This is a genomic window from Salinisphaera sp. T31B1 (assembly GCF_040361275.1).
GTDB lineage: Bacteria > Pseudomonadota > Gammaproteobacteria > Nevskiales > Salinisphaeraceae > Salinisphaera.
This window is the reverse complement of the sequence record NZ_APNH01000002.1, coordinates 429,216-452,524: the sequence shown is the minus strand read 5'-3', so window position 1 is coordinate 452,524 and position 23,309 is coordinate 429,216. Positions and strand designations below refer to the sequence as shown.

The window sequence follows — 23,309 nt, the reverse complement described above, 5'->3', positions numbered from 1 at the left end:
GGCTGGCTGCGACGATTATCATGCCGGCTTGCCTGTAGATCGAGAGGACACGCATGGGCGAGATGCTCGCTGCCGGCGGCTGGCTGATGCTGCCGATCGGACTGTGCTCGGTGCTGGGCCTGGCGATCGTGATCGAACGGGCATGGACGCTGCGCGCGGCCTCTGTGGTGCCGCCGTCGCTGAGCGAGCAGAAATCCCGGTTGGCCGGGCGCGCCACGCTCTCGACGGCCGATCGGCAATCGCTTGAAGCGCATAGCCCGCTCGGACGAGTGTGGGCGGCCGTTCTCGCCACACGGAACGAGCCGCAGGAACTCAGACGCGAACATATCGAGGAGGCCGGCCGCGCGGCGGCACAGGATATGGCGCGCTATCTGAACACGCTGGGCACGATCGCTGCGATCACACCGCTGCTGGGCCTGCTCGGTACGGTGGCGGGCATGATTCATCTGTTCGCCGGTATGACTGCCGCCGGTATCGGCGATGCACAGGCGCTGGCGGGCGGTATCGGTCAGGCGCTGGTCACGACTGCAGCGGGGTTGTGTGTCGCCATTCCGGCACTCGTGGCTTATCGCTATTTCAACGGCTGTATCGAACAGCGTGCGTTGATGCTGGAACGACAAGCGCTGCAACTGATGGATGCCCAGCGCCAGGCCATGGCCTCGTGAAGTTCACCCGCCCAAACGACGTCGAGCCTACGATCAATATCACGCCGCTGATCGATGTGGTGTTCATTCTGCTCATCTTCTTCATGGTGTCGGCACGATTCGTCGACGAACATGATCTGGCGCTCGATCTGCCGGCGGCGGACGCGGCCACGGCTACGCCGTCGGCGCGGGCGTTGATCGTCGCGGTCGCGGCCGACGGGGGCTATCGTGTCGACGGCGCGCGCGTGAGTGGCCCGGCGTTGGCGGCATCGCTTGCGAAGCTGCGGACACGGTATCCGCACCGTCCGCTGCGCCTGCGCGCCGACGGCGATGCACGACATGCCGCCGTGGTTCACGCCATGGACGCCGCCAGCGCCGCCGGTTTTGCGCGCGTGGATATCGCGACGCGCACCCACTGATTACAGGAACGGCTCGTTTTGGCACGCAAGAAAATCGAAACCGACATGCCGATCGCGGAAATCTATCCGCGGTTGTTGCGCTATACCTGGGCCCACAAGCGGTGGCTGGGTATCGCGGCGGTGGGCATGGCCGGCTACGCCGCGGCCGACACGGCGCTGATCTATATCCTCAAACCGTTGCTGGACGGCAGCATCGTGGATCGCGATCCCTGGATGATCCGCTGGATTCCCGCGTTCATGCTGTTGCTGTTCCTGTTTCGCGGGGCATTCGGGTTTGCCTCCAGCTATGGCATGTCGTGGGTGGCTAACCGCGTCATATACAACGTGCGGACCGATATCTTCTCGCAGTTTCTGCGTCTGCCGTCGAGCTTTTTCGATGCCAACTCCACGGGCAAGACCACGGCCAAGCTGACCTACTACACCGGTCAGATTTCGGGTGCCGCGACCAGCGCGATCACGATCATGATCCAGGATTCGCTGCGTATCGTGGGCTTCACCTTCCTGATGTTCTGGATCAACTGGTCGCTGGCGCTGATCACGCTGCTGGTGGGGCCGGTGATCGCGGTCATCGTCAGCCACGTGTCCAAACGCTTCAGGCGGTACAGCGTGAGCATCCAGCAGTCGATGAGCGATATCACGCACATCAGCGAGGAAGTGCTCACCGGCCAGCGCGTGGTCAAGGTCTTCGGCGGCGAGGAGCACGAGCGGCGCGGCTTCGACCGGATCAACGAACGCAATCGACGCATGTCGATGCGCAAGGCCACCACCACCGCGGCGAGCGTCCCGGTCATTCAGCTGATTGCAGCCTTTGCCGTGGCCTTCGTGGTTGCCGTGGCCGTGCGCGATACCGGCGGCGGAGTGATGTCGCCGGGCGATCTGGCCGCCTTCTTCGGCTCGATGATGGCGATGATGGGTCCGATCAAGCGGCTGACCAGCGTCAACGCGACCATTCAGGCGGGCATGGCCGCGGCGGGCGCCATCTTCGAACTGATCGACGAGCCCACCGAGGTTGATCGGGGCACGCGGCGTATCGATCGCGCGCAGGGGCGAATCGACGTCGAGCATCTGTACTTCCGATATGCCGGTACGGATACGGACGTGCTGCGTGACGTCAGCTTCCACGTCGAACCCGGCCAGACGGTGGCTTTCGTGGGTCGATCGGGCAGTGGCAAATCGACGCTGCTGTCGCTTCTGCCCCGGTTCTACGACTACCAGCAGGGACGCATCTGTCTGGACGGTCACCCCTTGCCGGACTACCGCATGGCCGATCTGCGCAGCCAGATCAGCCTGGTGGACCAGAATGTGGTGCTGTTCAATGATACTGTCGCCGGAAACATTGCCTATGGCGTGCTCGGCGGCGCGGACCGAGCCGCCGTCGAGGACGCGGCCCGGCGGGCGTATGCAGCGAATTTCATCGAGTCGCTGCCCGATGGCTACGACACACTGGTGGGACAGAACGGCATCATGTTGTCGGGCGGCCAGCGCCAGCGCATCGCCATCGCGCGTGCGCTGCTCAAGAATGCGCCGATCCTGATTCTCGACGAAGCCACGTCGGCGCTGGACACCGAATCCGAACGCGCGATTCAGAAAGGGCTCGACAATCTCATGCGCGATCGTACGACGCTGGTCATCGCCCACCGGCTGTCGACGATTCAGGACGCCGACCGCATCGTGGTCATGCACGACGGCGCGCTGGTCGAGCAGGGGACCCACGCCGAGTTGATGGCCATAGACGGCCACTACCGCAGCCTGCACGACATCCAGTTTTCGCGGCCCGGCTGAGCCGAGGCGGCGCGATGTCGTCATTCCGCCACAGACTCGAACAGAGCTGGTATCGGCCTGGCGGCGCGTGGTACCTGATGCGCCCGCTCGCGTGGTTGTTCGGTCTCATCGTCCGGCTGCGCCGATGGGCGTACGCACGCCGCTGGCTGACGGTCGAGCGCGTCGGCGTGCCGGTCCTGGTGATCGGCAATATTACCGTCGGCGGCAGCGGAAAGACGCCGCTGGCGCTCGCACTCATCGATCGGCTCGGCGCACGCGGGTTGCGGGTGGGGGTGGTATCGCGCGGCTATGGTGGCCAGGCTGATCGCTATCCCTTGGTTGTGAGCACCGCAACGCCCGCGACCGAAGCCGGCGACGAACCGTTGCTGCTCGCCCGTACCGGCCGGGCGGTGGTTGCGGTGGACCCGGTACGGCCGCGGGCGGCGCGGTATCTGGTGGAACGATACGGCGTGCAGGTCATCCTCGCCGACGACGGACTTCAGCACTATGCGCTGGCCCGCGACGCCGAGATTGCGGTGACCGACACGAGACGGGGACTGGGCAACGGCTGGCTGTTGCCGGCCGGGCCGCTGCGCGAGCCGGCCTCGCGGTTGAATGAAGTCGATCTGTCGCTACGTCACGGGCGCGACGGCGATTTTTATCTCGTGCCGGACCAGGTAACCGCGGTGGTCGGCGACCACGCGCGCCCGCTCAGCGACTTCGAGGCGGCCGAGGTGCATGCGGTAGCCGGCATCGGCGATCCCGAACGGTTCTTCGCCATGCTGCGAGACGCCGGGCTGCGCGTCATCGCCCATCCGATGAACGATCATCACCGGTTCGTGCGCGCGGATATCGACTTCGACGACGGCCGGCCCGTGCTCATGACCGCAAAGGACGCGGTAAAATGCAGCGCGTTTGCCGATCGCCGGCATTGGGCGGTCGATGTGCAACCTCGGCTGAGCGCCACCGGCGAGCGTCGTATCGACGCGTTGCTCGATCGGCTGTGTGCCGGCATCCCGCCACAGGAGATAACCCCATCGTGAGTTTCGTCGTCGTCATTCCAGCGCGCCTGGCCAGCACGCGGCTACCCGGCAAGGTACTGCGCGAGATCGCCGGCGAGCCGATGCTCGCGCATGTCTGCCGGGCGGCGAGGGCGAGTCGCGCCGAGACGGTCATCGTGGCCGCCGATAGTCCGCAGATTGCCGCTGTTGCCGAGGCAAACGGCGTCGAGGCCGTACTCACACGGGACGATCACGCCTGCGGTAGCGACCGTATCGCCGAGGTCGTGGTCACGCGTGGCCTGGCCGACGAGGCGATCGTGGTGAACGTTCAGGCAGACGAACCGTTGATGCCGCCCAGTCTGATCGATCAGGTCGGCGACGCGCTGGTCGGCGACCGCAGCGCGGATATGGCCAGCGCCTACACCCGAATCGATACGCATGAGGCGTTCGTCGATCCGAATATCGTCAAGGTCGTGGTCGATGCACGTGGTCAGGCGCGGTATTTCTCACGCGCGCCGATCCCCTTTCACCGGGACAGCGGCAATCGCGAGTTCAGCCCGCTGGCCTGTCGACACCTGGGCATCTATGGCTATCGCGTCGGCGCGCTCAAGCGGTTTTCGGCTGCACCGCCGGGAGCGCTCGAACAGCACGAGTCTCTGGAACAGCTGCGGGCCTTCGATCTGGGGTTGACTATCTCCATGGTCGAGGCGTGGGAATTGCCGGGTCCCGGCGTGGATACAGAAGCCGATCTGTTACGGGTCGAGAAACAGCTGGGGGAGAAAACCCAATGAACGAACAAGCCTCTATCCGTGTCCTGTTCGTCTGCCTTGGCAATATCTGCCGATCGCCGACGGCCCACGGCGTGTTCCGTGCGCGTGTCGACGCTGCCGGTCTGGCCGAGCGCATCGAGATCGATTCCGCGGGTACCGGCGACTGGCATATCGGTAAGCCGCCGGATGCACGGGCCGCGGCCAGCGCGGCCAACCGGGGCGTGGATATCGATGATCTCCGCGCCCGTCAGGTCCGCGTCGAGGACTTCGACACGTTCGACTACGTGCTGGCCATGGACGGCGAGAATCTTGCCGACCTGCAAGGCTTGTCGGGCCGCGCGTCCGAGCGGCGTGCCCGGATCGCACTGCTGAGCGAGTTCAGTGATCGCTATCGTGGCAAATCCGTGCCCGATCCGTATTTCGGCGGAGACGATGGCTTCGAGCGCGTTCTCGACATGATCGAGGATTCGACCGACGGCCTGTTGGCCGAGATCACGGCTCGCCTGGACTGACCACCGCCCGCGTGGCCTGAGGAAACAAAAAACCCCGCCCGACACATTCGTCGGGCGGGGCGGCTGTGGGCAGGGCGGTTTTGTGCGCGGTGCTCAGCTGCTGGACGCGATATCGTCTTCCGACGGCTTGCTAGCCTTCGACGCGCGCGTCTCGACCTGGGTGAGCGAGCGCTCGGTGGTGTCGTCGACCGCAGCGGTTACGTCGTCCACGGACGCGCTTTGACGGGCCTTGGGTAGCGTCTCGGTATCCGCCTGCGCCTGACCGGCCGACTCTTCGACCACGGAGTCGTCGACCGTGGCCTGCGTGCGCGCCTGTTCTGCCGAGGTTTCGACCTGCTCGAGCGAGGTGGCATCCTGGGCCGCCGTATCGACGGCCTCCGGAGCCTCGGCACGAGTCTCGTCAGCCGCCGAAGGCTCGTCGAGCGGCGTGCTGTCCTGTGTCGTGCTCTCGCTTGTCGGTACCGTCGCCGCGGCCGGTTCGTCATGCAGAGTTGGCGGCGTATCGTCTGTCTCGGCTGCGGCCTCGGACGGCTGCGCCGTGTCGGCCTTGTCGCGGGCGTCTGCCGCCGCGGCCGCGGCTGGCGTCGGCGTCGATCCGTTCGAATCGCCGCTGTTGGCCGTCGTCGACGTCTGTTCCGCGTCGGCTGCGGCTGTTGCCGGCTTGCGCCGGCGGCGCGTACGCGAACGGGTCTTGGCCGGTTTGGCCTGGCTGGCCGTCCCCTCGTCGTTTTCCGGTGTGCCGCCCTCTGTGTTTGTATCGGCGCTGTCGTCGTTGTCAGCGACCGATACGGCCTCGGGCTGGTCCGGCGTTGCAGATGTCGAGCGGTCGTCGGAGACATCCGGTACGGGCGTTTCGGGTTCGGCGGGTGCATCGGGCGTCGCGTTCTTGCGCGCGGAGGCGGCCCGTGCGTTGTCGCTGGCCGTGACGGCCGACCAGGGCTCTTCCTCCTCCGGTGCGGGGGCCGTCAGCGGCTCCGGCTTGGCGGCGTTGCGCGTGTCATCTGCCGGTTCGGCCGGGGCGGCCGCCGGTGCGCTGTCGTCGGTTTCGCTGTCATCCAGCCGCGTATCGGCCGCGGGGCCGCTCCGGTTGTTTTGCGAGCGATCGTCGGCTGGCCGGGGGGCCTGCGGCGTGGCATGTGTGCCGTCTTCGGCGTCCGTGGCGGCCGAGGTGTCCGGGCCGTCCTGCTGCCGTGCGGCCGATTCGTTCGAGCCGGCCTCGTTGCTGTTGTCGGTCTCGCCACGCTCATTGGCGTTGTTGGCGCCACGGTTGCGTCCGCCGCGTCGCCCGCGTCCGCCGCGCCGACGGCGCCGACGGCCGCCGTTGCCGTTGTTGTCCGTGCTGCTGTCGCTTGCGTTCTGTCCAGCCGGAGAGTCCGAGTCGGTCGGCTTGTCGCTGTCGGCCGTATTGTCGGCGTCGGCGGGCGCGGTGTCGTCGCGCTTGGCTTCGGCTTCCTCGCGTGCCTTGGCTCGGTCCTGGCGCGCCTGCTGGCGTGCTTCGTTGGCTCGATCCAGATTGTCCTGCGTACCTGACTGGGCGGATACGCGCTGGCCGCTGCCGGCGCTGTCGTTATCCGTCTTGTCGTTTTTCTTCGGCGTGTCCTGGTTCTTGCCACCGGACTTCTGGCGATCGCCGCTCTGGTCGCCGGCCTTTTGATCGTTGGACTTCTGATCGTCGTTCTTCGTACCGCCACGGCGATTACGGCCGCCGCGACGGGAACGTTTGCCGCTGTTGCCGTCGCTGTCACCACCGCGGCGATTACGGCTGGGCCGCGACTTGCGCGCGCCGCCGCTGTTGCCATCGCTGGCCTGGCTCTCGCTGCTGTCGTTGTTGTTGTTCGAGCGCTTGCCGCGGGTCTGGCGGCTGCTCGAGTCCTTCGTCTGCTCGGCCGTACGTTTTTCGCTGTCGCTCTGTGCGGCCGAGGCGGCTTCGCCGGCGAAGATGCGCCGCAACGCGTCCCACAACTGCTGCCAGGGCGTCATGGTCGTGACCGCAACCGCGGCCTGCTGCGGCTGTTGTTCGGGCGCGGGCTTGGGTTCGATGACCGGCGCTTCCGGGCGCGCGACGCGCTTGACGGCCGGCTCTTCGCGCGTGGCCGATGCACGTCCGGCATGGTCGGGTTCGGCCGGCTTTTCGATTTCGACGTTGGTGTCGATCCGGTAGCTGGTCGCGTTGTTCTGGTCTTCGGTGAGTTGATCACCGCGGACGCGCTTGATCTCGTAGTGGGGGGTCTCCAGCGTGCTGTTGGGCACGAGAGTGACCTGCGTGTTCGAGCGTTTCTCCACGCCGGCGATATCGTCGCGCTTTTCGTTGAGCAGGAAGCTCGCCACGGCAATGGGCAGTTGCACGATGACGCGGCCGGTGGCCGGCTTCATCGCTTCCTCCTCGAGCAGGCGCAGGATAGACAGCGACAGCGATTCGACGCTGCGGATGCTGCCTCGACCGAGACAACGCGGGCAGGCCTGGCTCGAGTATTCGGACAACGACGGCTTGAGCCGTTGACGCGACATCTCGAGCAGTCCGAACCGGGAGATACGCCCGATCTGTACGCGAGCGCGGTCCACCTTGGCCGCCTGTTTAAGCCGATTCTCGACCTCGCGCTGGTTCTTGGCGCTTTCCATGTCGATGAAATCGATGACCACGAGTCCGCCCAGATCGCGGATGCGCAGCTGACGGGCGACTTCCTCGGCGGCTTCGAGGTTGGTGTTGAAGGCCGTTTCCTCGATGCCGCCGCCCTTGGTGGCGCGGGCCGAGTTGATATCCACCGAGGTCATGGCCTCGGTATGGTCGATGACGATCGAACCGCCGGATGGCAGCGTGACTTCGCGCTCGAACGCGGATTCGATCTGGGATTCGACCTGGAAACGCGAGAACAGCGGCGTTTCGTCGGTGTAATGCTTGAGCTTGTTAAGCGCATGCGGCATGACCTGCTGCATGAACTCGCGCCCGGTGGCGTAGATATCGTCCTGGTCGATGACGACTTCGCCGATGTCGTCACGCAGATAGTCCCGCAGTGCACGGATGATGACGTTGGATTCCTGATAGATCAGGAACGGTGCCTTGCGCTCGTCGGCCGCGTCGTTGATCGCTTTCCAGACCTGGGCCAGATAATCCAGATCCCACTGCAGCTCTTCTGCGCAACGTCCCACGCCGGCCGTGCGCACGATCACGCCCATGCCGTTGGGTACCTGGACCTGGTTGAGGGCTTCGCGCAGTTCGTTGCGTTCTTCGCCCTCGATACGGCGCGACACACCCCCGGCACGCGGATTGTTGGGCATCAACACGAGATAGCGGCCGGCGAGGCTGACGAAAGTCGTGAGCGCGGCGCCCTTGTTGCCGCGCTCTTCCTTTTCGACCTGGACGATGATTTCCTGGCCTTCGGTCAGCGCGTACTTGATGCTGTCCTTGCCGTTGCCCTTGCCGCCGTCAGCGTTCTGCTTCGACTTGTCGAAATATTCCTTGGCGACTTCCTTGAGGGGCAGGAACCCGTGGCGGTTGCCGCCGTAATCGATGAAGGCGGCTTCCAGGCTGGGCTCGACCCGGGTGACGCGCCCCTTGTAGACGTTGGCCTTGCGCTGCTCCCGGCTGCCGACTTCGATATCTAGATCATGAAGCTTCTGGCCGTCCACGATGGCCACGCGCAGCTCTTCCGGCTGGGTGGCATTGATGAGAATACGTTTCATGCAGGTGAATCCCGACGGGCGCTCGACTGTCGGTCATTGTCGAATACAGCGGGCGCAAACGGGCGCCGGCTGCCGCAGCGACGCGAAGATCCGGCCCGAACAGGGCGTCGAGGATCGCGCGGCAAGCAGCAACAATGAGACAGGAGCGCATAAATGAATTAAGTGACTCTTGGCGGAGGACACGCTGTCCGGAGCCCATGCTAGGCTTTGGTCTTAGCGACGCAGCGTGTGGCAATAACTGTCGGTCGGCGATTGCGGCCCGCGCGGGAAAGGCATCGGCAGGCTGCTTTTATCGGCTCGACCTTGGGAGTGTAATCTGACTACGGCACCCGCTCAAGTACGCCATGTCGTCATCGATGCCAACGACGACGGCATGCGGCTGGATAATTATCTTCTGCGCGTCTTCAAGAACGTTCCCAAATCGCGGATCTACAAGATCATCCGTAGCGGCGAGGTGCGGGTGAACAGCGGCCGTGCGAAACCGGGCACGCGTCTGGCCGCCGCGGACCAGGTTCGGCTACCACCGGTGCGCCAGAAGACCCGGCCCGGCCCGGGGCGGCCGCCCGACGATCTGATCCAACGTGTCGAGCGCGCGCTTGAGTGCAGCACCGAGGACTTCCTGTTCTTCAACAAGCCCGCCGGGTTGGCCGTGCATGCGGGCAGCGGTGTGCGATTCGGTCTGATCGAGATCCTGCGAGCCGCGCGCGCCGACGAATATGTGGAGCTGGTGCATCGGCTGGATCGCCAGACCAGCGGCTGTTTGCTGGTCGCGCGCTCCAGGGCGGCGCTGGATGGCCTGCGTGCGTCGTTGAACGATGTATCCACACGCAAGCGTTATCTTGCGCTGGTTGAAGGCCAGTGGTCTCACGGCGCGATCGAGGTGGACGCGCCGTTGTCGCGTGACAACGAGCGCAGCGGCGAACGCATGGTGGAAGTGGATCGCGTGCGCGGGCGCACGAGCCTGTCATTGTTTGCACCGATCGCCCGATATCGGCATGCGACGCTGATGTCGGTCGAGATACGCACAGGCCGGACGCATCAGATCCGCGTGCATGCGGCGCACATGGGGCATCCGATCGCAGCCGACGACAAGTACGGAGACAGCAGCCGGCACCGATACTGGCAGGCACACGGATTGCAGCGAATGTTCCTGCACGCCGAGAATCTGCAGATGGTGTATGCCGGCCGGACCCTGGATCTGCGTGCCGAGATGCCCGCTGAACTGACGACTGTTATCGATCGCCTGGAGCGCGACGAATGAAGCGCTATGAATTACTGGTGTTCGACTGGGACGGCACGCTGATGGACTCGGCCGGCGAAATCGTCTCGGCAATGCAGCAGGCGATCCAGCACACCGGATTGCCGGAACGCACGCCGGAGCAGATGCGCGAGTTGATCGGCCTGGGTCTGAACGACGTGCTCGCCCGGCTGTTCCCCGATCTGGATACCGTTGCGGTGCGTGCGCGGATCGAGCGCTATCGGGCCCGATATGGCATGCGGCGCAGTCGCGCCCGTCTGTTCGAGCCGGTGCGCAGCGCCCTGGAGCGACTGCGTGACGACGGTTACGTGATGGCGGTGGCGACCGGTAAGGGTCGCCGCGGGCTGGACGCGGCCATGCTCGGTACCTCGACACGAGAATTTTTCCGGTTCACGCGCTGTGCCGACGAGTCGGTGCCCAAGCCGGCACCGGACATGCTCGAAGAAATTCTGCTGCGCGCGGCCACGATGCCCGAACAGGCGCTGATGATCGGAGACACCGAATACGATATGGCCATGGCCCGGGCAGCGGGCGTGGATGCGCTGGGCGTTGCCTGCGGCGTGCACGATACGGCCCGGCTACGCCGAGCCGGTGCGCTGGATGTGCTCGATACGGTCGAACAGCTGCCCGCCTGGCTCGACGCCCGCTGAGGCGACTCAGGGCAGGGCCAGTCCGGCTTGTTCGAGAAAGCCGCGCAGTGCAATCAGCGGCAGACCCACCAGCGCCGATGGGTCGCGCGATTCGATCGATTCGACCAGCGTGATGCCCAGACCTTCCGACTTGATGCTGCCGGCCGTGGCCGTGACGTCCTCGGCTTCCACATAGCGCGCGATCTGGGCGTCGCTGAGTTCGCGAAAGCGCGTGGTCACGGTTTCGACCGTGATCAGCGGGCCGGTGAGCCTCGGGGCACAGACGCACAGACCGGAATGGAACGCCACGGTCCGGCCGGATTGCTTGCGCAACTGCGCCCGAGCGCGTTCGGCTGTGCCGGGCTTGCCCAGGATCTCACCGTCGACATCGGCCACCTGATCCGCCCCGATGACGATTGCCTCCGGCCAGGCTTCGGCGATGCTTTCGGCCTTGGTCTGGGCCAGGCGCCGGGCCAGCTCGATCGGCGCTTCGCCATCGCGCGGCGATTCGTCGATGTCCGGCGAGGTGGCCTCGAAGCGAACCTGAAGCTGGCGCAGCAGCTGGCGCCGCCAGGGAGAACTGGAGGCGAGAATGAGCAGAGGGGAAGTCGATGAGGCCATGATCACCTGTCGTTGTCTGTGTCTCGAAGCGGGCGTCGTGACGCCATGGCAGGGCCGGGCAGGATAAACGATACCCGCGACCCGCGTGGTCTGCGGCCGCGAATACGGCCTGTGATCGCGCGAAATGCTTTGACTTGCGGCGGGTTCGGCCCTATCATCGCGCGCCATGAGCACGCCGGAAACGCTGCCACATCGGGTCGACTACCGACGACTGGCGAGCCAGCGGCGTGATGTGAACGCAGGGATCGAACTGGCCCGTCTGCCGAGGGTGGCGGGTGAAACGGTCGCTGGATCGGATACCGATCGGGCCGTCGCCGTTTCGCTGCGTTTCACTGAAGACAGTCAGCGGCGCGTCGTCGTCGCGGGCTCGATCGAAACCACGCTGACGCTGATGTGTCAGCGATGCCTGACGTCGTTTGACCGACCGATGCACCTGACGGTGGCCGGGGTGGTCGTTGGCGATGACGAGGCCGCGGCCAACGTACCGCGTGCCGACGAGCCGATTCTCGCAGACAGCGACATGCTGGATCTGCATGCCCTGGTGAGCGACGAGCTGCTGCTTGGGTTGCCCAGCGTGGCCCGCTGTGATCGCGCCGAGTGCGTGCAGCAGTATCGGCCACGGGCGCCGGAATCGGATCGAGAAGATGCAAAGGACAACCCGTTCGCCGTGCTGAGTCGACTCAAGCATGGCGATTGATCAGATTAACCAACGCTGGAAGACGTAATAAGCCATGGCCGTCCAGAAGAACCGCAAATCCCGTTCCAAGCGCGACAAGCGTCGTACCCACGATCGGATGACCCATCCGACGTTGTCGATCGACGCGACCACGGGTGAAACCCACCGCCGTCATCACGTGACCCGCGATGGTTTCTACCGTGGCCGTCGCGTGGTCAACATCGGCGACGACGTCTAGCGTCCTCGTCGCGACCGGGCCGGCGTGTCCGTGCCCGGTCGCCGATCGTTCATGACACGTATAGCTGTCGACGCCATGAGCGGCGACCGCGGCGCACGAGTGGCCGTGGACGCCGTTCAGTCATGTCTGGCCGCCCACGAGGATCTTCATGTCCTGCTCGTGGGCGACGAGGCAACGCTCAAGACGGAAATTGCACGCCATCGCAAGAGCGCTGGGATGGATCGGATCGAGGTCTGTCACGCCAGCGAAGTGGTGGGCATGTGCGAGTCGCCCGCGCGCTCTCTTCGTCAGAAGAAAGACTCGTCCATGCGCGTGGCGATCAACCTCGTGCATCAGGGGGAAGCGCGTGCCTGCGTGTCGGCCGGCAATACCGGCGCACTGATGGCGACGTCTCGCTTCGTGTTGAAAACACTGGCCGGCATCGACCGGCCTGCCATCGTCTCGCCGATTCCTTCCCGGCGCGGACATACGCTGATGCTCGATCTCGGTGCCAATGCAGAATGCACGCCCGAGCAGCTGTTCCAGTTCGCGGTGATGGGCGCCGTGCTGGCCAGCGCGGTACACGGCATCGAATCGCCTCGGGTCGGGCTGCTCAACATCGGCTCCGAAGAGATCAAGGGCAACCTGCAGATCCAGCAGGCAGGCAAGCTGCTCACGGATAGCCAGCTCAACTACATCGGTTTTGTCGAAGGCGATGATATTTATATCGGCGATGTGGACGTCGTTGTCTGTGATGGCTTCGTGGGCAATGTCGCGCTCAAGACCAGCGAGGGGCTGGGTAAGCTCATCGCACAGTTCCTGCGCGAGGAATTTTCCCGTAATGCGCTGACTCGCACGGCGGCGCTGTTTGCGATGCCGGTGCTCAAGGCGTTCCGTCAGCGTGTCGATCCCCGGCAATACAACGGTGCGACGTTCGTCGGCCTGCAGGGCACGGTCATCAAGTCGCACGGCGACGCGGACGCGATCGCGTTCGCCAGTGCGATCGACGTTGCACGGATGGAAGTCGAGCATAACGTGCCCGGACGCATCCGCGAGCTGCTGGCGCACAATCTCGGCGAGTAGTCGCGCGGCAGGCGCCGGCAGTTTCGTCGAACGGCGCCGACCCCCAGGGCCGCTCGCGCGCAATCAATCCCCTGTCAACGGATTGAACAACTGCCCCTGTATCCTTATATCCTGCGTATACCAGACACGGGTGCGACCCGCGCGACTTCGGCTCGTGCCGAGACGCGCAGCCAGGAACGTGTGATGAGCCAGACCGATCGACCGAAACCGACGACCGAAGACGACGGCGAAGCCGTCGTCGAGGCCAGCAAGCCCAAGACCGCCCAGCCCCCGCTCTACAAGGTCATCATGCACAACGATGACTACACGCCGATGGAGTTCGTGGTCGAGGTGTTGCTGACCTATTTCAACCTGGATCGCGAGCAGGCGGTGCAGGTGATGCTCACCGTGCATACACGCGGGCGGGCGGTGGCCGGCACGTTTACTGCACAGATTGCAGAGACGAAGGTCGCCATGGTCAACGACCACGCGCGCGCCCACCAGCATCCGCTGTTGTGTACTATGGAAAAAGCCTGATCGTCGCTCGCCGGGCGATCTGAAACGGCCTCAATCGAACGCTACGTTCGGGGACGCAAAATGCTCAGTCAGGAACTTCAAACCGCTCTCGATGCCGCCTTCATGGTGGCGCGCCGCCGGCACCACGAGATGCTCACCGTCGAGCACCTGCTGATGTCGCTGCTGGACAACCCCGCGGTCATCGAGGTGCTGGAGTCGGTGAACGCCGACATCGCGCGCCTGGAGCGCGAGCTCAAAACCTATATCGACACCCATGTCCCGGTCGTACCGGCGGGCGAGGACCACGAGGTTCAGCCGACGCTGGGTTTCCAGCGCGTGCTGCAGCGCGCGGTCTACCACGTTCAGTCTTCGGGCAAGAAAGAGGTCACCGCGGTCAACGTGCTGATCGCGATCTTCTCCGAGCAGGAATCCCATGCGGTCTATCTGCTCAATGAGCAGGACGTCACCCGCCTGGATGTGGTCAATTTCGTCTCGCACGGCATGTCCAAGTCGGCCGGCGAGAACTCGGAGGGCGCCTCCGCCGCCGACAAGTCCGCCGAAGACGCCGGCGAGACCGGCAAGTCGGCGCTGGACCAGTACGCGACGAATCTCAATCGCAAGGCCGCCGAGGGCGATGTCGACCCGTTGATCGGGCGCGATCACGAAGTCGAACGCGTCATTCAGACACTATGCCGGCGGCGAAAGAACAATCCGCTGCTTGTCGGCGAGGCAGGCGTGGGCAAGACCGCGATTGCCGAAGGGCTGGCCCGTTTGATCGTGCAGGACGATGTGCCGGACATCCTTGCCGACAGCGTGATCTACGCACTGGATCTGGGCGCGCTCATCGCGGGTACCAAATATCGCGGCGATTTCGAAAAACGGCTCAAGGCCGTGCTGGCCGAACTGGCCAAGCAGGACGGCGCGGTGCTGTTCATCGACGAGATTCATACCATCATCGGCGCCGGCGCCGCTTCGGGTGGCGTGATGGACGCCTCGAATCTGCTCAAGCCCAAGCTTGCCTCGGGCGAGTTGCGCTGCATGGGGGCGACCACATACCAGGAATTCCGTGGCATTTTCGAAAAGGATCGTGCGCTCGCACGCCGGTTCCAGAAGATCGATGTGCCCGAGCCGAGCGTGGCCGATACGGTACAGATCCTGCGCGGGCTCAAGGAACGCTTCGAAGAGCATCACCAGGTTCGCTACACCCAGCCGGCACTGGAGGCAGCCGCCGAACTGGCTGCCCGGCATATCAGCGACCGGCATCTGCCCGACAAGGCGATCGACGTGATCGACGAGGCCGGTGCCCGCTTGCGGTTGCGCCCCTCGGGCAAGCGCCGCAAGACCGTCCAGGTACGGGATATCGAGGACATGGTCTCCCGAATCGCGCGGATTCCGTCGAAGACGGTCTCGCGGGACGATCGCGACGTACTCAAGACGCTCGAGCGTGACCTCAAGCTCGTGATCTTCGGCCAGGACGAAGCGGTCACTTCGCTGGCCAGCGCAATCAAGATGTCGCGCTCGGGCCTGGACAACCGCGACAAGCCGATCGGCTCGTTTCTCTTTGCCGGCCCCACCGGCGTCGGCAAGACCGAGGTGACCCGCCAGCTTGCCCTGCACCTGGGCGTCGAGCTGATCCGGTTCGATATGTCGGAATACATGGAGCGGCATACCGTGTCGAGGCTCATCGGTGCGCCGCCGGGCTATGTAGGCTTCGACCAGGGCGGGCTGCTCACCGAGGCGGTCACCAAGCAACCGCATTCGGTGGTCCTGCTCGACGAGATCGAAAAGGCCCATCCTGATATCTTCAACCTGCTGTTGCAGGTGATGGATCACGGTACGCTGACTGACAACAACGGTCGCCAAGCCGATTTCCGCAACGTCATTCTCGTAATGACGACCAACGCTGGCGCCGAGGCGATGGCCAGTCGCGGGATCGGGTTCAACCCGTCGGACAACAGCACCGACGGCATGGAGGCCATCCGGCGGGGCTTCACGCCCGAATTCCGGAACCGGCTCGATTCGATCATCCAGTTCCAGCCGTTGGCCGGTGAGGTCATCGAACGAGTGGTGGACAAGTTCCTGCTGCAGCTGGAGGCTCAGCTCGAATCCCGCGGGGTCGAGCTGGTCGTCGAGCACGAGGCGCGCCGCTGGCTGGCCGAGCACGGCTACGATGTGAAGATGGGCGCGCGGCCCATGGCGCGCGTCATCCAAGAGCACATCAAGAAGCCGCTGGCCGAAGAGCTGCTGTTCGGTCGCCTGGAAAGCGGTGGCCGTGTGGTCGTTCGGGTGGCCGATGACCGTATCGAGCTCGATGTCTCGCCCAGAGAGACAGCCGAAGCCTGACAGGCTCGGACAGTCCGGGGGATATCAAGGGTGGCACACTGTGCCGCCCTTTTTTTCGAGTCCGTTCACACTTGGATGTCGCGGCGTGCGAACCCGATCGCCGCGTCGCGGGCTATCGTGGGCGGTTGGCGGATTCGCGCCCGGTGAGTCGGGCGACTGCAGTCATTCGACGGTGATGCGATTGACCTCGGCAAGGCTCAAGACGCCGGCACGTACCTTGTTGAGCCCGGCCTGACGCAGATCGATCACGCCCTCGGCCGTGGCCTGGCGCTCGATGTCAGCGGCATTGCCGCCGCCCATGATGATCTGACCGATCGCATCGGTCACCGGCATCACCTGGTAGATGCCAATGCGGCCCTTGTAGCCGTTGGTGCATGCGTCGCAGCCGTCGGGGTTGGCCTCGAATATCTCGAGACGCTCCGCCTCCTCAGCGCTGAAGCCTTCGGCGACCAGTTCGCCGGCAGGGATCGTACCGGGGCGTTTGCACTGGCCGCACAGGCGACGCGCCAGTCGTTGCGCGATGATCAACGACACCGAGGCGGCGATATTGTAGGCCGGCACCCCCATGTTGATCAGTCGTGTAAGCGTTTGCGGTGCATCGTTGGTGTGCAGAGTCGACAGCACCATATGACCGGTCTGTGCTGCCTTGATGGCGATCTCGGCCGTTTCCAGGTCGCGGATCTCGCCGACCATGATCACGTCGGGATCCTGGCGCAGGAAGGCGCGTAGACAGGTGGCGAAGGTCAGCCCGACCTTTGGCTGCACGTTGACCTGGTTGATGCCCGGCAGATTGATTTCGGCCGGGTCTTCGGCCGTGGATATATTAAGGTCGGCCGTGTTGAGAATATTGAGTGCCGTGTAGAGCGACACGGTCTTGCCGCTGCCGGTGGGCCCGGTGACCAACACCATGCCGTAGGGGCGAGCGATCGTCTCTTCGAACAGCTGCCGCTGGTCAGGTTCATAGCCGAGCGCCTCGATGCCCATCTGCGCACTGCTGGGATCGAGAATACGCAGCACGATCTTTTCACCGTGAAGTGTCGGGCAGGTCGATACGCGAAAATCGATCGCACGATTCTTGGACAGATTGAGCTTGATACGGCCGTCCTGCGGTATGCGCCGTTCGGCCAGATCCAGCCGTGCCATGACCTTCAGGCGAGCCGACAGTCGCATGCCCAGATTGACCGGCGGCGCGGCGACCTCGCGCAGGACACCGTCCTGACGGAGCCGGACGCGGTATTTCTTCTCATAGGGCTCGAAGTGAATATCCGAGGCCCCGCGGTGGATGGCGTCCAGCAACACCTTGTTGACGAAACGCACGACCGGAGCGTCCTCTGAATCGACGCGGTTGAGATCGGTCGATGCATCACCATCGACGTTGGAATCGAGGGTGAGGTTGTCCAGGGCCACGTCATCGAGCCCGGCCATGGCGCTGTCGATAGCGCTGAACGCATTGTCGATGGCACGTGCCAATTTGTCCTGTTCGACCAGGACCGGCTCGATGTTCAGGCCGGTGTTGAAACGGAATTCATCGAGTGCCTGAAGATCGGTCGGGTCAGCAACTGCGACATACAGGCTGCGCCCGCGCTTGAAGATCGGCAGTACGCCGTGCTTTCGGATGAGCGGCTCCGACACCGATTTGATCGGCGCCTGGCCAAGGTCAACAGCACGCAGATCCAGCAGCGGCATGGAGAATTCTTCACAGGCCGCCTTGGCCAGTACCGCGGCGCTGAGCACACCTCGCGAGACCACGCGGGCCACGAACGACTCGTTTTCGCGCGCCGCTTCTCGGTGTATCTCGGCTGCCTTGTCGGCATCGATCAGCCCGTCTTCGATCAGCTGTCGAGCGAGTCCGCCGAGTGGAGGCGTGCTGGGATTGTTGCGAGTGATCGCCATGAGAACGTCCGGCCGTGGGTCAGCGTCCGCGCCTGCCAGCTGGGCTGGCGGCCCGAAATTCGATTGTGCGTGATATTCACGATTTTACGGCGATGCGCACCAAGGTACCATCCTTGGCGACACACGTTTGACCGATACAGGAATACCCGCTGATGAAAACGATCTTCGAAGCACTCCGCGAAAGCCACGACAAGCAGCGCCGGTTGCTCGCTGCCCTGACCGACACCCACGGGGATTCCGACAAGCGGGAAGGGCTGTTCGCCGTGCTCAAGGCCGAGCTCGAGCACCACGCCAACGCCGAAGAGCGCCATTTCTACGTGCCGCTGATGGAGTATGACCAGACCCAGGAGAAGGCGCGGCACAGCGTGGCGGAACACCATGAGATCGACGAACTGGTGGAGACGCTGGAAAACACCGAATTCAGCTCGCCCGGGTGGCTGGTCTCGGCGCGGAAGCTCGAGCATCTGGTGACCCATCACCTGGACGAAGAGGAACAAGAGGTCTTCCAGCAGGCCGGCCGTGTGCTGGGCGAGGGTGAGAAGAATGAGTTGGCAAGCCGCTACGACGAAATGATGGCCGAGCAGGCCGGCTGATTCGCGACGTCGGGCGGCGACCACGGGAGTCGCCCGACGCATGCGGCGCCGCCGCCACCGGGCGGTGTGTCTGTGCGAAGCAGTAAAAAGTGGCCGCTAGTTGGTCGGGGTAGCAGGATTTGAACCTACGACCTCCACGTCCCGAACGTGGCGCTCTACCAAGCTGAGCTATACCCCGGACTAGTGGCGGCGCTGGACAGAAAACTGAGCCAGCGAGACGAGCGCGGCCTTGGCCTGCGAATCGTCGAAAACGTCGAGACAGGCAATCGCTTTATGCGATTCCTCCTCGGCGCGGCGGCAAGTGTATGCCATTGCTTGTGTGGATTCAATCGCTTTCATGATCGAATCCAGCGCGTCGAGATCGCCATCGCGAACTGCCGTGCGAATCGGCGCGGCCTCGTCCGCCGACAGCCGCGACAGCGCGCAGATCAGCGGCAGCGTCGCCTTGCCCTCGGCAAGATCGTCGCCGAGGTTCTTGCCGTAACCGTCGTCGCCGCGCCCGTAATCCAGCGAATCGTCGATGACCTGAAACGCAATACCCAGATGGCGGCCGTAATCAGCCATGGCCTGCTGACGCTCGGCGTTGCATCCGGCCAACTGCGCCGCCAGGCGGCAGCCGGCTGAAAACAGGCTCGCGGTCTTGCGGTCGACGACTTCCAGATAGTCTGCTTCGGCGAGGTCCGGATTGTGGCTGTACATCAGCTGCATGACCTCGCCTTCGGCGATGCGGTTGGTGGCATCGGCCAGCACCTGCATGACGTCGAACGATTCCAGCTCCACCATCATCTGGAACGCGCGCGAATACAGAAAGTCTCCGGTGAGAACACTCGCATCGTTGCCCCAGACGGTGTTGGCCGTCTGCTGGCCACGCCGCAGGGTGGACTCATCAACGACATCGTCATGCAACAACGTCGCGGTATGAATGAACTCGATGATGGCTGCCAGCAGATGATGCTGCTCGCCTTCGTAACCGCTGGCCCGCGCAGCCAGCAACACCAAGGCCGGGCGCAGGCGCTTTCCGCCACTGGCGATAATGTACTCGCCAAGTGTGTTGATCAGCACCACGTCGGAGTTCAGCCGCTCGCGTATCAGCGCATCGACGGCGCGCATGTCATCGTCGACCGGCTTGAATAGCGGCTGGATATCCATGGGTTGAGGCTCGGGAAAACAGCGGCAAACTTAGGCGCGCACCAGTTTCCTGTCAAGGATCGTGCCGTGAGCAATGGTGCGTTGACCCCGGCCGGCTTAGACCGTATCATTCGCGGTCTTCAATCGGGGCGAAAGCCCTTGTGTTCACGCGACGTGGAGTGGTCATGCACGCGGTAATTCGCACCGGCGGTAAGCAATACAGAGTAGCAGAGGGCGATATTCTGCGCGTAGAGAAACTGGACGGCGAGGCCGGCGACACGATCGATATTGCCGACGTGCTGCTGATCTCCGACGGCGACAACGCCCAGATCGGCACGCCGCTGCTCGACGGCAAGGCGGTATCAGCCGAGATCGTCAAGCACGCCCGCGCCGACAAGATCGAAGTGATCAAGTTCAAGCGCCGCAAGAAGTATCGGCGCACTCACGGTCATCGTCAGCACTACACCCAGCTCAAGATCACCTCGATTCCGGGCGCCTGAAGCGTTTTCGGTATTCGCGGTAGATACAGAACAGGCTAGAGGACAGATCACATGGCACATAAGAAAGCAGGCGGCAGTACTCGCAACGGTCGCGATTCCGAATCCAAACGTCTTGGCGTGAAGAAGTTCGGCGGCCAGCAGGTCAAGGCCGGCAACATCATCGTGCGCCAGCGTGGCAACACTTTCCATGCCGGCACCGGCGTGGGTACGGGCCGCGACTATACGCTGTACGCCAACGCCGACGGCGTGGTCAACTTCGGCGTGAAGGGTCCGCGCAATCGCAAGTACGTATCGATCGTACCGGCCGACTGAGCGACTGGCCCCATGGTCGCAGGAAGCCTCGCCTGGAGCGGGGCTTTTTTGTGTCTGTATGATGCGACAGGCCGGCACCGAGAGGTCGGCCGGACAGCGGGAGCGCGACAAGCGTCATGAAATTCGTCGATGAAGCCAATCTGCGTGTGGAAGCCGGCGACGGCGGCCACGGCTGCCTGAGTTTCCGGCGCGAGAAATACGTGCCACACGGCGGACCGGACGGCGGAGATGGAGGGGATGGCGGCAGCGTTTATCTGCTGGCCGATCACAATCTCAACACGCTGTACGACTACCGGGTCAATCGGGTATTCAAGGCCGAGCGCGGGACCAACGGCGCTGGCAAGAACCGTACAGGCTCGAAAGGGCAGGACCGCTATCTGCCGGTGCCTATCGGTACGCTTTGCTATTCGCGCGAGACCGGTGAGCTGATCGGCGACCTCACGCGTAACGGTCAGACCCTGTGTGTCGCGCAGGGCGGCTTCCATGGTCTGGGCAATGCGCGTTTCAAATCCAGCACCAATCGGGCGCCGCGCAAGACCACCGATGGCACCCCGGGCGAGATTCGTGAACTGCGCCTGGAGCTCAAGCTCTTGGCCGACGTCGGGCTGGTGGGGCTGCCCAACGCAGGCAAGTCGACGCTGCTGGCCGCGGTGTCCGGGGCCCGGCCCCGAATAGCCGACTACCCGTTTACCACGCTCACGCCGCAGGTCGGCGTGGTCAGCGTGGGCCCGCTGCGCAGCTTTACGCTGGTTGATCTGCCCGGGCTGATCGAAGGGGCAGCCGAAGGGATCGGGCTGGGGCACCGGTTTCTACGTCATATTCAGCGTACGCGATTGCTGTTTCATCTCGTGGATCTGATGGATCCGGAAAATCGCGACGTCATAGCACAGATACACACCATCGAGACCGAGCTGGAACAGTTCAGTCCGGAGCTGGCGGCGCGGCCACGCTGGATCGTGCTCAACAAAACCGAATGGGTAGACGCGGAGGAGATCGAGCAGCTGACCGCGCGCATCGTCAAGGAACTGGCTTGGGAAGGGCCGGTCTATGCGATCTCCGCGATTCGCCCGGACAGCCTCAATCGGCTGCTGGGCGATGCCATGGACCATCTGGACGCCGAGGCCGAGCGAGCGTTGGCCGAGGATTCGACGACCGCAGCAGACGACGCCGCCGATTTCGACGATGATCTCGACTCGTGAACAGCTTCCGACGGCCCGGCGCTGGGTCGTCAAGATCGGCAGTGCACTGCTGACCGCTGACGGCCGTGGCCTGGACGTGGAACGGCTGCGCGGCTGGGCCGGCCAGATCGCGACGCTGCACCAGCGCGGATGCGAGGTCGTTCTGGTGTCCTCGGGCGCGGTCGCAGAAGGTCTGGCCCGGCTTGGTTGGCTCACGCGGCCCTCGGCACTGAGCGAAGTCCAGGCGGCCGCATCGGTCGGGCAAGCAGGGTTGGTGGAAGCGTATAGCCGTTGTTTCCACGCCTACGGCTTGCGTACGGCGCAGGTTCTGCTGACGCACGACGACGTGGCGCATCGAGGACGCTACCTCAACGCGCGCAGTACGCTGCTCCGCCTGCTGGAACTGGGCGTGATACCCATCGTCAACGAGAACGACGCGATCGCCACGGACGAGATTCGCGTCGGCGACAACGATACGATGGCAGCGTTAACAGTGAATCTGCTGGACGCACACGGGTTGATCATCCTGACCGATCAGGCCGGCGTATATGATGCCGACCCTCGCGTGCAGCCCGATGCCCGCCTCATATCTCAATGCGCAGCCCATGATCGGAACCTGCTGGTCTCGGCTGCCAGCACCGGTGGCGCGCTCGGGCGGGGCGGGATGCGTACCAAGATCCTGGCGGCGCGGCAGGCCGCGGATTCCGGCGCGTTCACGGTCATTGCCGATGGGCTGGCGCCGGACGTGCTGGCCCGGGTCACGAGTGGCGACGAAGTGGGTACGCTGCTGTTGCCCGCCAGCGGGGCCCGTCGCGCCGCACGCAAGAACTGGATCGCCGGTCAACGCCGGCTGCGAGGCTCGGTGCGAATCGATGCAGGCGCTGCTCGCGTTCTACGTGAAGCCGGGCGCAGTCTGTTGCCGATCGGCATGACCGAGATCGAGGGCGAGTTTCGCCGCGGTGATCTCGTGGCCTGTATTGATCCGGACGGGCGCGAAATCGCCCAGGGGCTGGCCAATTACGATGCGCGCGAGGCTCGTTTGCTCTGTGGCCAGGCCAGTGAGCGCATCAATGCGCTGTTGGGCTATGGTGGCGAGGCCGAGTTCATTCACCGCGACAACCTGGTGGTCACCCGCGAAGACTGAGCGGAGAGCCCGGGCTCCGGACATGAAAAAGCCCGCATATCGCGGGCTTTTTTCGTCGCGCCGATCGTGTCGGCCGATCGCGGGTCAGGCCTGATTCGCCATCGCCTTGATCTGCGCGTTCAGGCGCGATTTATGACGGGCAGCCTTGTTACGGTGGATCTGGCCCTTGCCGGCCATGCGATCAATGATCGGCACGGCGGCCTTGAAGACTGCCTGCGCCTCGTTGGCATCGCCGCTCGCAATTGCCTTCTGCACCTTCTTGATATGGGTGCGCACCAGCGAGCGCTGGGCAACGTTGCGCTCACGACGGGTAACGGCCTGAAGGGCACGTTTGCGGGCTTGGGCAGAATTCGCCACAGACAGCTCCTGAAGAAATCGGTTTGAGAAAGCGTTCGAGCGCGCGATTATTGTGATTCGGGCGCCCATTGTCAACCTCGACGAGGTCGGGCAC

23 protein-coding genes and 1 tRNA gene are annotated in these 23,309 nt (G+C 64.2%); 18 read left to right on the top strand and 6 right to left on the bottom strand.

All coding sequences use genetic code 11. The features are described 5' to 3' along the window. Positions 1-53: 53 nt before the first annotated feature. The 6 genes from T31B1_RS08970 (at position 54) to T31B1_RS08945 (ending at position 5,107) form a co-directional block, all read left to right on the top strand. Positions 54-665: a MotA/TolQ/ExbB proton channel family protein gene (locus T31B1_RS08970; RefSeq protein WP_353249141.1), complete on the top strand. Its 612-nt coding sequence runs from the start codon at positions 54-56 to the stop codon at positions 663-665. Further along, positions 662-1,063: an ExbD/TolR family protein gene (locus T31B1_RS08965; RefSeq protein WP_353249140.1), complete on the top strand. Its 402-nt coding sequence runs from the start codon at positions 662-664 to the stop codon at positions 1,061-1,063. Before T31B1_RS08970 ends, T31B1_RS08965 begins: the two co-directional genes overlap by 4 nt. 18 nt (positions 1,064-1,081) lie before the next feature. Next, a complete protein-coding gene (gene msbA, locus T31B1_RS08960; protein ID WP_353249139.1) occupies positions 1,082-2,845 on the top strand; it encodes a lipid A export permease/ATP-binding protein MsbA in 1,764 nt (587 codons plus the stop codon). 77 nt (positions 2,846-2,922) lie between these two features. Further along, positions 2,923-3,867: a tetraacyldisaccharide 4'-kinase gene (gene lpxK, locus T31B1_RS08955; protein ID WP_353249138.1), complete on the top strand. Its 945-nt coding sequence runs from the start codon at positions 2,923-2,925 to the stop codon at positions 3,865-3,867. After that, on the top strand, positions 3,864-4,616 hold the full coding sequence (gene kdsB, locus T31B1_RS08950; RefSeq protein ID WP_353249137.1) for a 3-deoxy-manno-octulosonate cytidylyltransferase: 753 nt from the start codon (positions 3,864-3,866) through the stop codon (positions 4,614-4,616). The genes lpxK and kdsB overlap by 4 nt, the downstream gene beginning before the upstream one ends. Further along, on the top strand, positions 4,613-5,107 hold the full coding sequence (locus T31B1_RS08945; RefSeq protein WP_353249136.1) for a low molecular weight protein-tyrosine-phosphatase: 495 nt from the start codon (positions 4,613-4,615) through the stop codon (positions 5,105-5,107). The genes kdsB and T31B1_RS08945 overlap by 4 nt, the downstream gene beginning before the upstream one ends. Before the next feature lie 93 nt (positions 5,108-5,200). Here T31B1_RS08945 and T31B1_RS08940 read toward each other — a convergent pair whose 3' ends face one another. Continuing rightward, positions 5,201-8,779 (bottom strand): ribonuclease E/G, encoded by a 3,579-nt coding sequence (locus T31B1_RS08940; protein ID WP_502950964.1) that lies wholly within the window; start codon positions 8,777-8,779, stop codon positions 5,201-5,203. 382 nt (positions 8,780-9,161) lie between these two features. Between T31B1_RS08940 and T31B1_RS08935 the strand changes: the two genes are divergently transcribed. Then, positions 9,162-10,049, top strand: coding sequence for an RluA family pseudouridine synthase (locus T31B1_RS08935; RefSeq protein ID WP_353249134.1), 888 nt, complete (start codon positions 9,162-9,164; stop codon positions 10,047-10,049). Continuing rightward, positions 10,046-10,696 carry an HAD family hydrolase gene (locus tag T31B1_RS08930; RefSeq protein ID WP_353249133.1) on the top strand — a complete coding sequence of 217 codons (651 nt, stop codon included), beginning with the start codon at positions 10,046-10,048 and terminating at the stop codon, positions 10,694-10,696. The genes T31B1_RS08935 and T31B1_RS08930 overlap by 4 nt, the downstream gene beginning before the upstream one ends. A gap of 6 nt (positions 10,697-10,702) precedes the next feature. Here T31B1_RS08930 and T31B1_RS08925 read toward each other — a convergent pair whose 3' ends face one another. Continuing rightward, a complete protein-coding gene (locus tag T31B1_RS08925) occupies positions 10,703-11,296 on the bottom strand; it encodes a Maf family protein (protein ID WP_353249132.1) in 594 nt (197 codons plus the stop codon). Positions 11,297-11,462: 166 nt separating this feature from the next. On the opposite strand from T31B1_RS08925, the gene T31B1_RS08920 reads away from it, so the two are divergent. From T31B1_RS08920 to clpA, 5 genes are all read left to right on the top strand, one after another. Then, on the top strand, positions 11,463-11,993 hold the full coding sequence (locus T31B1_RS08920) for a YceD family protein (RefSeq protein ID WP_353249131.1): 531 nt from the start codon (positions 11,463-11,465) through the stop codon (positions 11,991-11,993). A 34-nt stretch (positions 11,994-12,027) separates the two neighbouring features. After that, on the top strand, positions 12,028-12,210 hold the full coding sequence (gene rpmF / locus T31B1_RS08915) for a 50S ribosomal protein L32 (protein WP_353249130.1): 183 nt from the start codon (positions 12,028-12,030) through the stop codon (positions 12,208-12,210). 51 nt (positions 12,211-12,261) lie between these two features. Beyond that, positions 12,262-13,272 (top strand): phosphate acyltransferase PlsX, encoded by a 1,011-nt coding sequence (gene plsX / locus T31B1_RS08910; protein ID WP_353249129.1) that lies wholly within the window; start codon positions 12,262-12,264, stop codon positions 13,270-13,272. A gap of 183 nt (positions 13,273-13,455) precedes the next feature. Continuing rightward, a complete protein-coding gene (gene clpS, locus T31B1_RS08905; RefSeq protein ID WP_353249128.1) occupies positions 13,456-13,788 on the top strand; it encodes an ATP-dependent Clp protease adapter ClpS in 333 nt (110 codons plus the stop codon). A gap of 60 nt (positions 13,789-13,848) precedes the next feature. Continuing rightward, on the top strand, positions 13,849-16,110 hold the full coding sequence (clpA, locus tag T31B1_RS08900) for an ATP-dependent Clp protease ATP-binding subunit ClpA (RefSeq protein ID WP_353249127.1): 2,262 nt from the start codon (positions 13,849-13,851) through the stop codon (positions 16,108-16,110). Positions 16,111-16,272: 162 nt separating this feature from the next. Here clpA and pilB read toward each other — a convergent pair whose 3' ends face one another. Further along, positions 16,273-18,003: a type IV-A pilus assembly ATPase PilB gene (gene pilB / locus T31B1_RS08895; protein WP_353249126.1), complete on the bottom strand. Its 1,731-nt coding sequence runs from the start codon at positions 18,001-18,003 to the stop codon at positions 16,273-16,275. Between the two features lie 152 nt (positions 18,004-18,155). Here pilB and T31B1_RS08890 point away from each other — a divergent pair, with 152 nt between their 5' ends. Next, positions 18,156-18,596: a hemerythrin domain-containing protein gene (locus T31B1_RS08890; protein WP_353249125.1), complete on the top strand. Its 441-nt coding sequence runs from the start codon at positions 18,156-18,158 to the stop codon at positions 18,594-18,596. 101 nt (positions 18,597-18,697) lie between these two features. On the opposite strand, the gene T31B1_RS08885 is transcribed toward T31B1_RS08890, so the two are convergent. Both T31B1_RS08885 and T31B1_RS08880 read right to left on the bottom strand, forming a co-directional pair. Further along, positions 18,698-18,774 (bottom strand) — tRNA-Pro (locus T31B1_RS08885). Positions 18,775-18,776: 2 nt separating this feature from the next. Beyond that, positions 18,777-19,745, bottom strand: coding sequence for a polyprenyl synthetase family protein (locus tag T31B1_RS08880; RefSeq protein ID WP_353249124.1), 969 nt, complete (start codon positions 19,743-19,745; stop codon positions 18,777-18,779). Positions 19,746-19,909: 164 nt separating this feature from the next. Between T31B1_RS08880 and rplU the strand changes: the two genes are divergently transcribed. The 4 genes from rplU to proB all read left to right on the top strand — a co-directional run bounded on the left by rplU (position 19,910) and on the right by proB (position 22,858). Further along, positions 19,910-20,224, top strand: coding sequence for a 50S ribosomal protein L21 (rplU, locus tag T31B1_RS08875; RefSeq protein ID WP_353249123.1), 315 nt, complete (start codon positions 19,910-19,912; stop codon positions 20,222-20,224). Between the two features lie 51 nt (positions 20,225-20,275). After that, on the top strand, positions 20,276-20,536 hold the full coding sequence (gene rpmA, locus T31B1_RS08870; protein WP_353249122.1) for a 50S ribosomal protein L27: 261 nt from the start codon (positions 20,276-20,278) through the stop codon (positions 20,534-20,536). A 116-nt stretch (positions 20,537-20,652) separates the two neighbouring features. Next, complete coding sequence (gene cgtA, locus T31B1_RS08865; protein WP_502950947.1) at positions 20,653-21,735, top strand: Obg family GTPase CgtA; 1,083 nt, start codon at positions 20,653-20,655, stop codon at positions 21,733-21,735. After that, entirely contained in the window at positions 21,719-22,858 is a 1,140-nt protein-coding gene (gene proB, locus T31B1_RS08860; protein WP_353249121.1) for a glutamate 5-kinase, read from the top strand. Before cgtA ends, proB begins: the two co-directional genes overlap by 17 nt. A gap of 84 nt (positions 22,859-22,942) precedes the next feature. Here the strand turns inward: proB and rpsT are convergent, their stop codons facing one another. Next, positions 22,943-23,215 carry a 30S ribosomal protein S20 gene (gene rpsT / locus T31B1_RS08855; protein WP_353249606.1) on the bottom strand — a complete coding sequence of 91 codons (273 nt, stop codon included), beginning with the start codon at positions 23,213-23,215 and terminating at the stop codon, positions 22,943-22,945. Positions 23,216-23,309 lie beyond the last annotated feature (94 nt).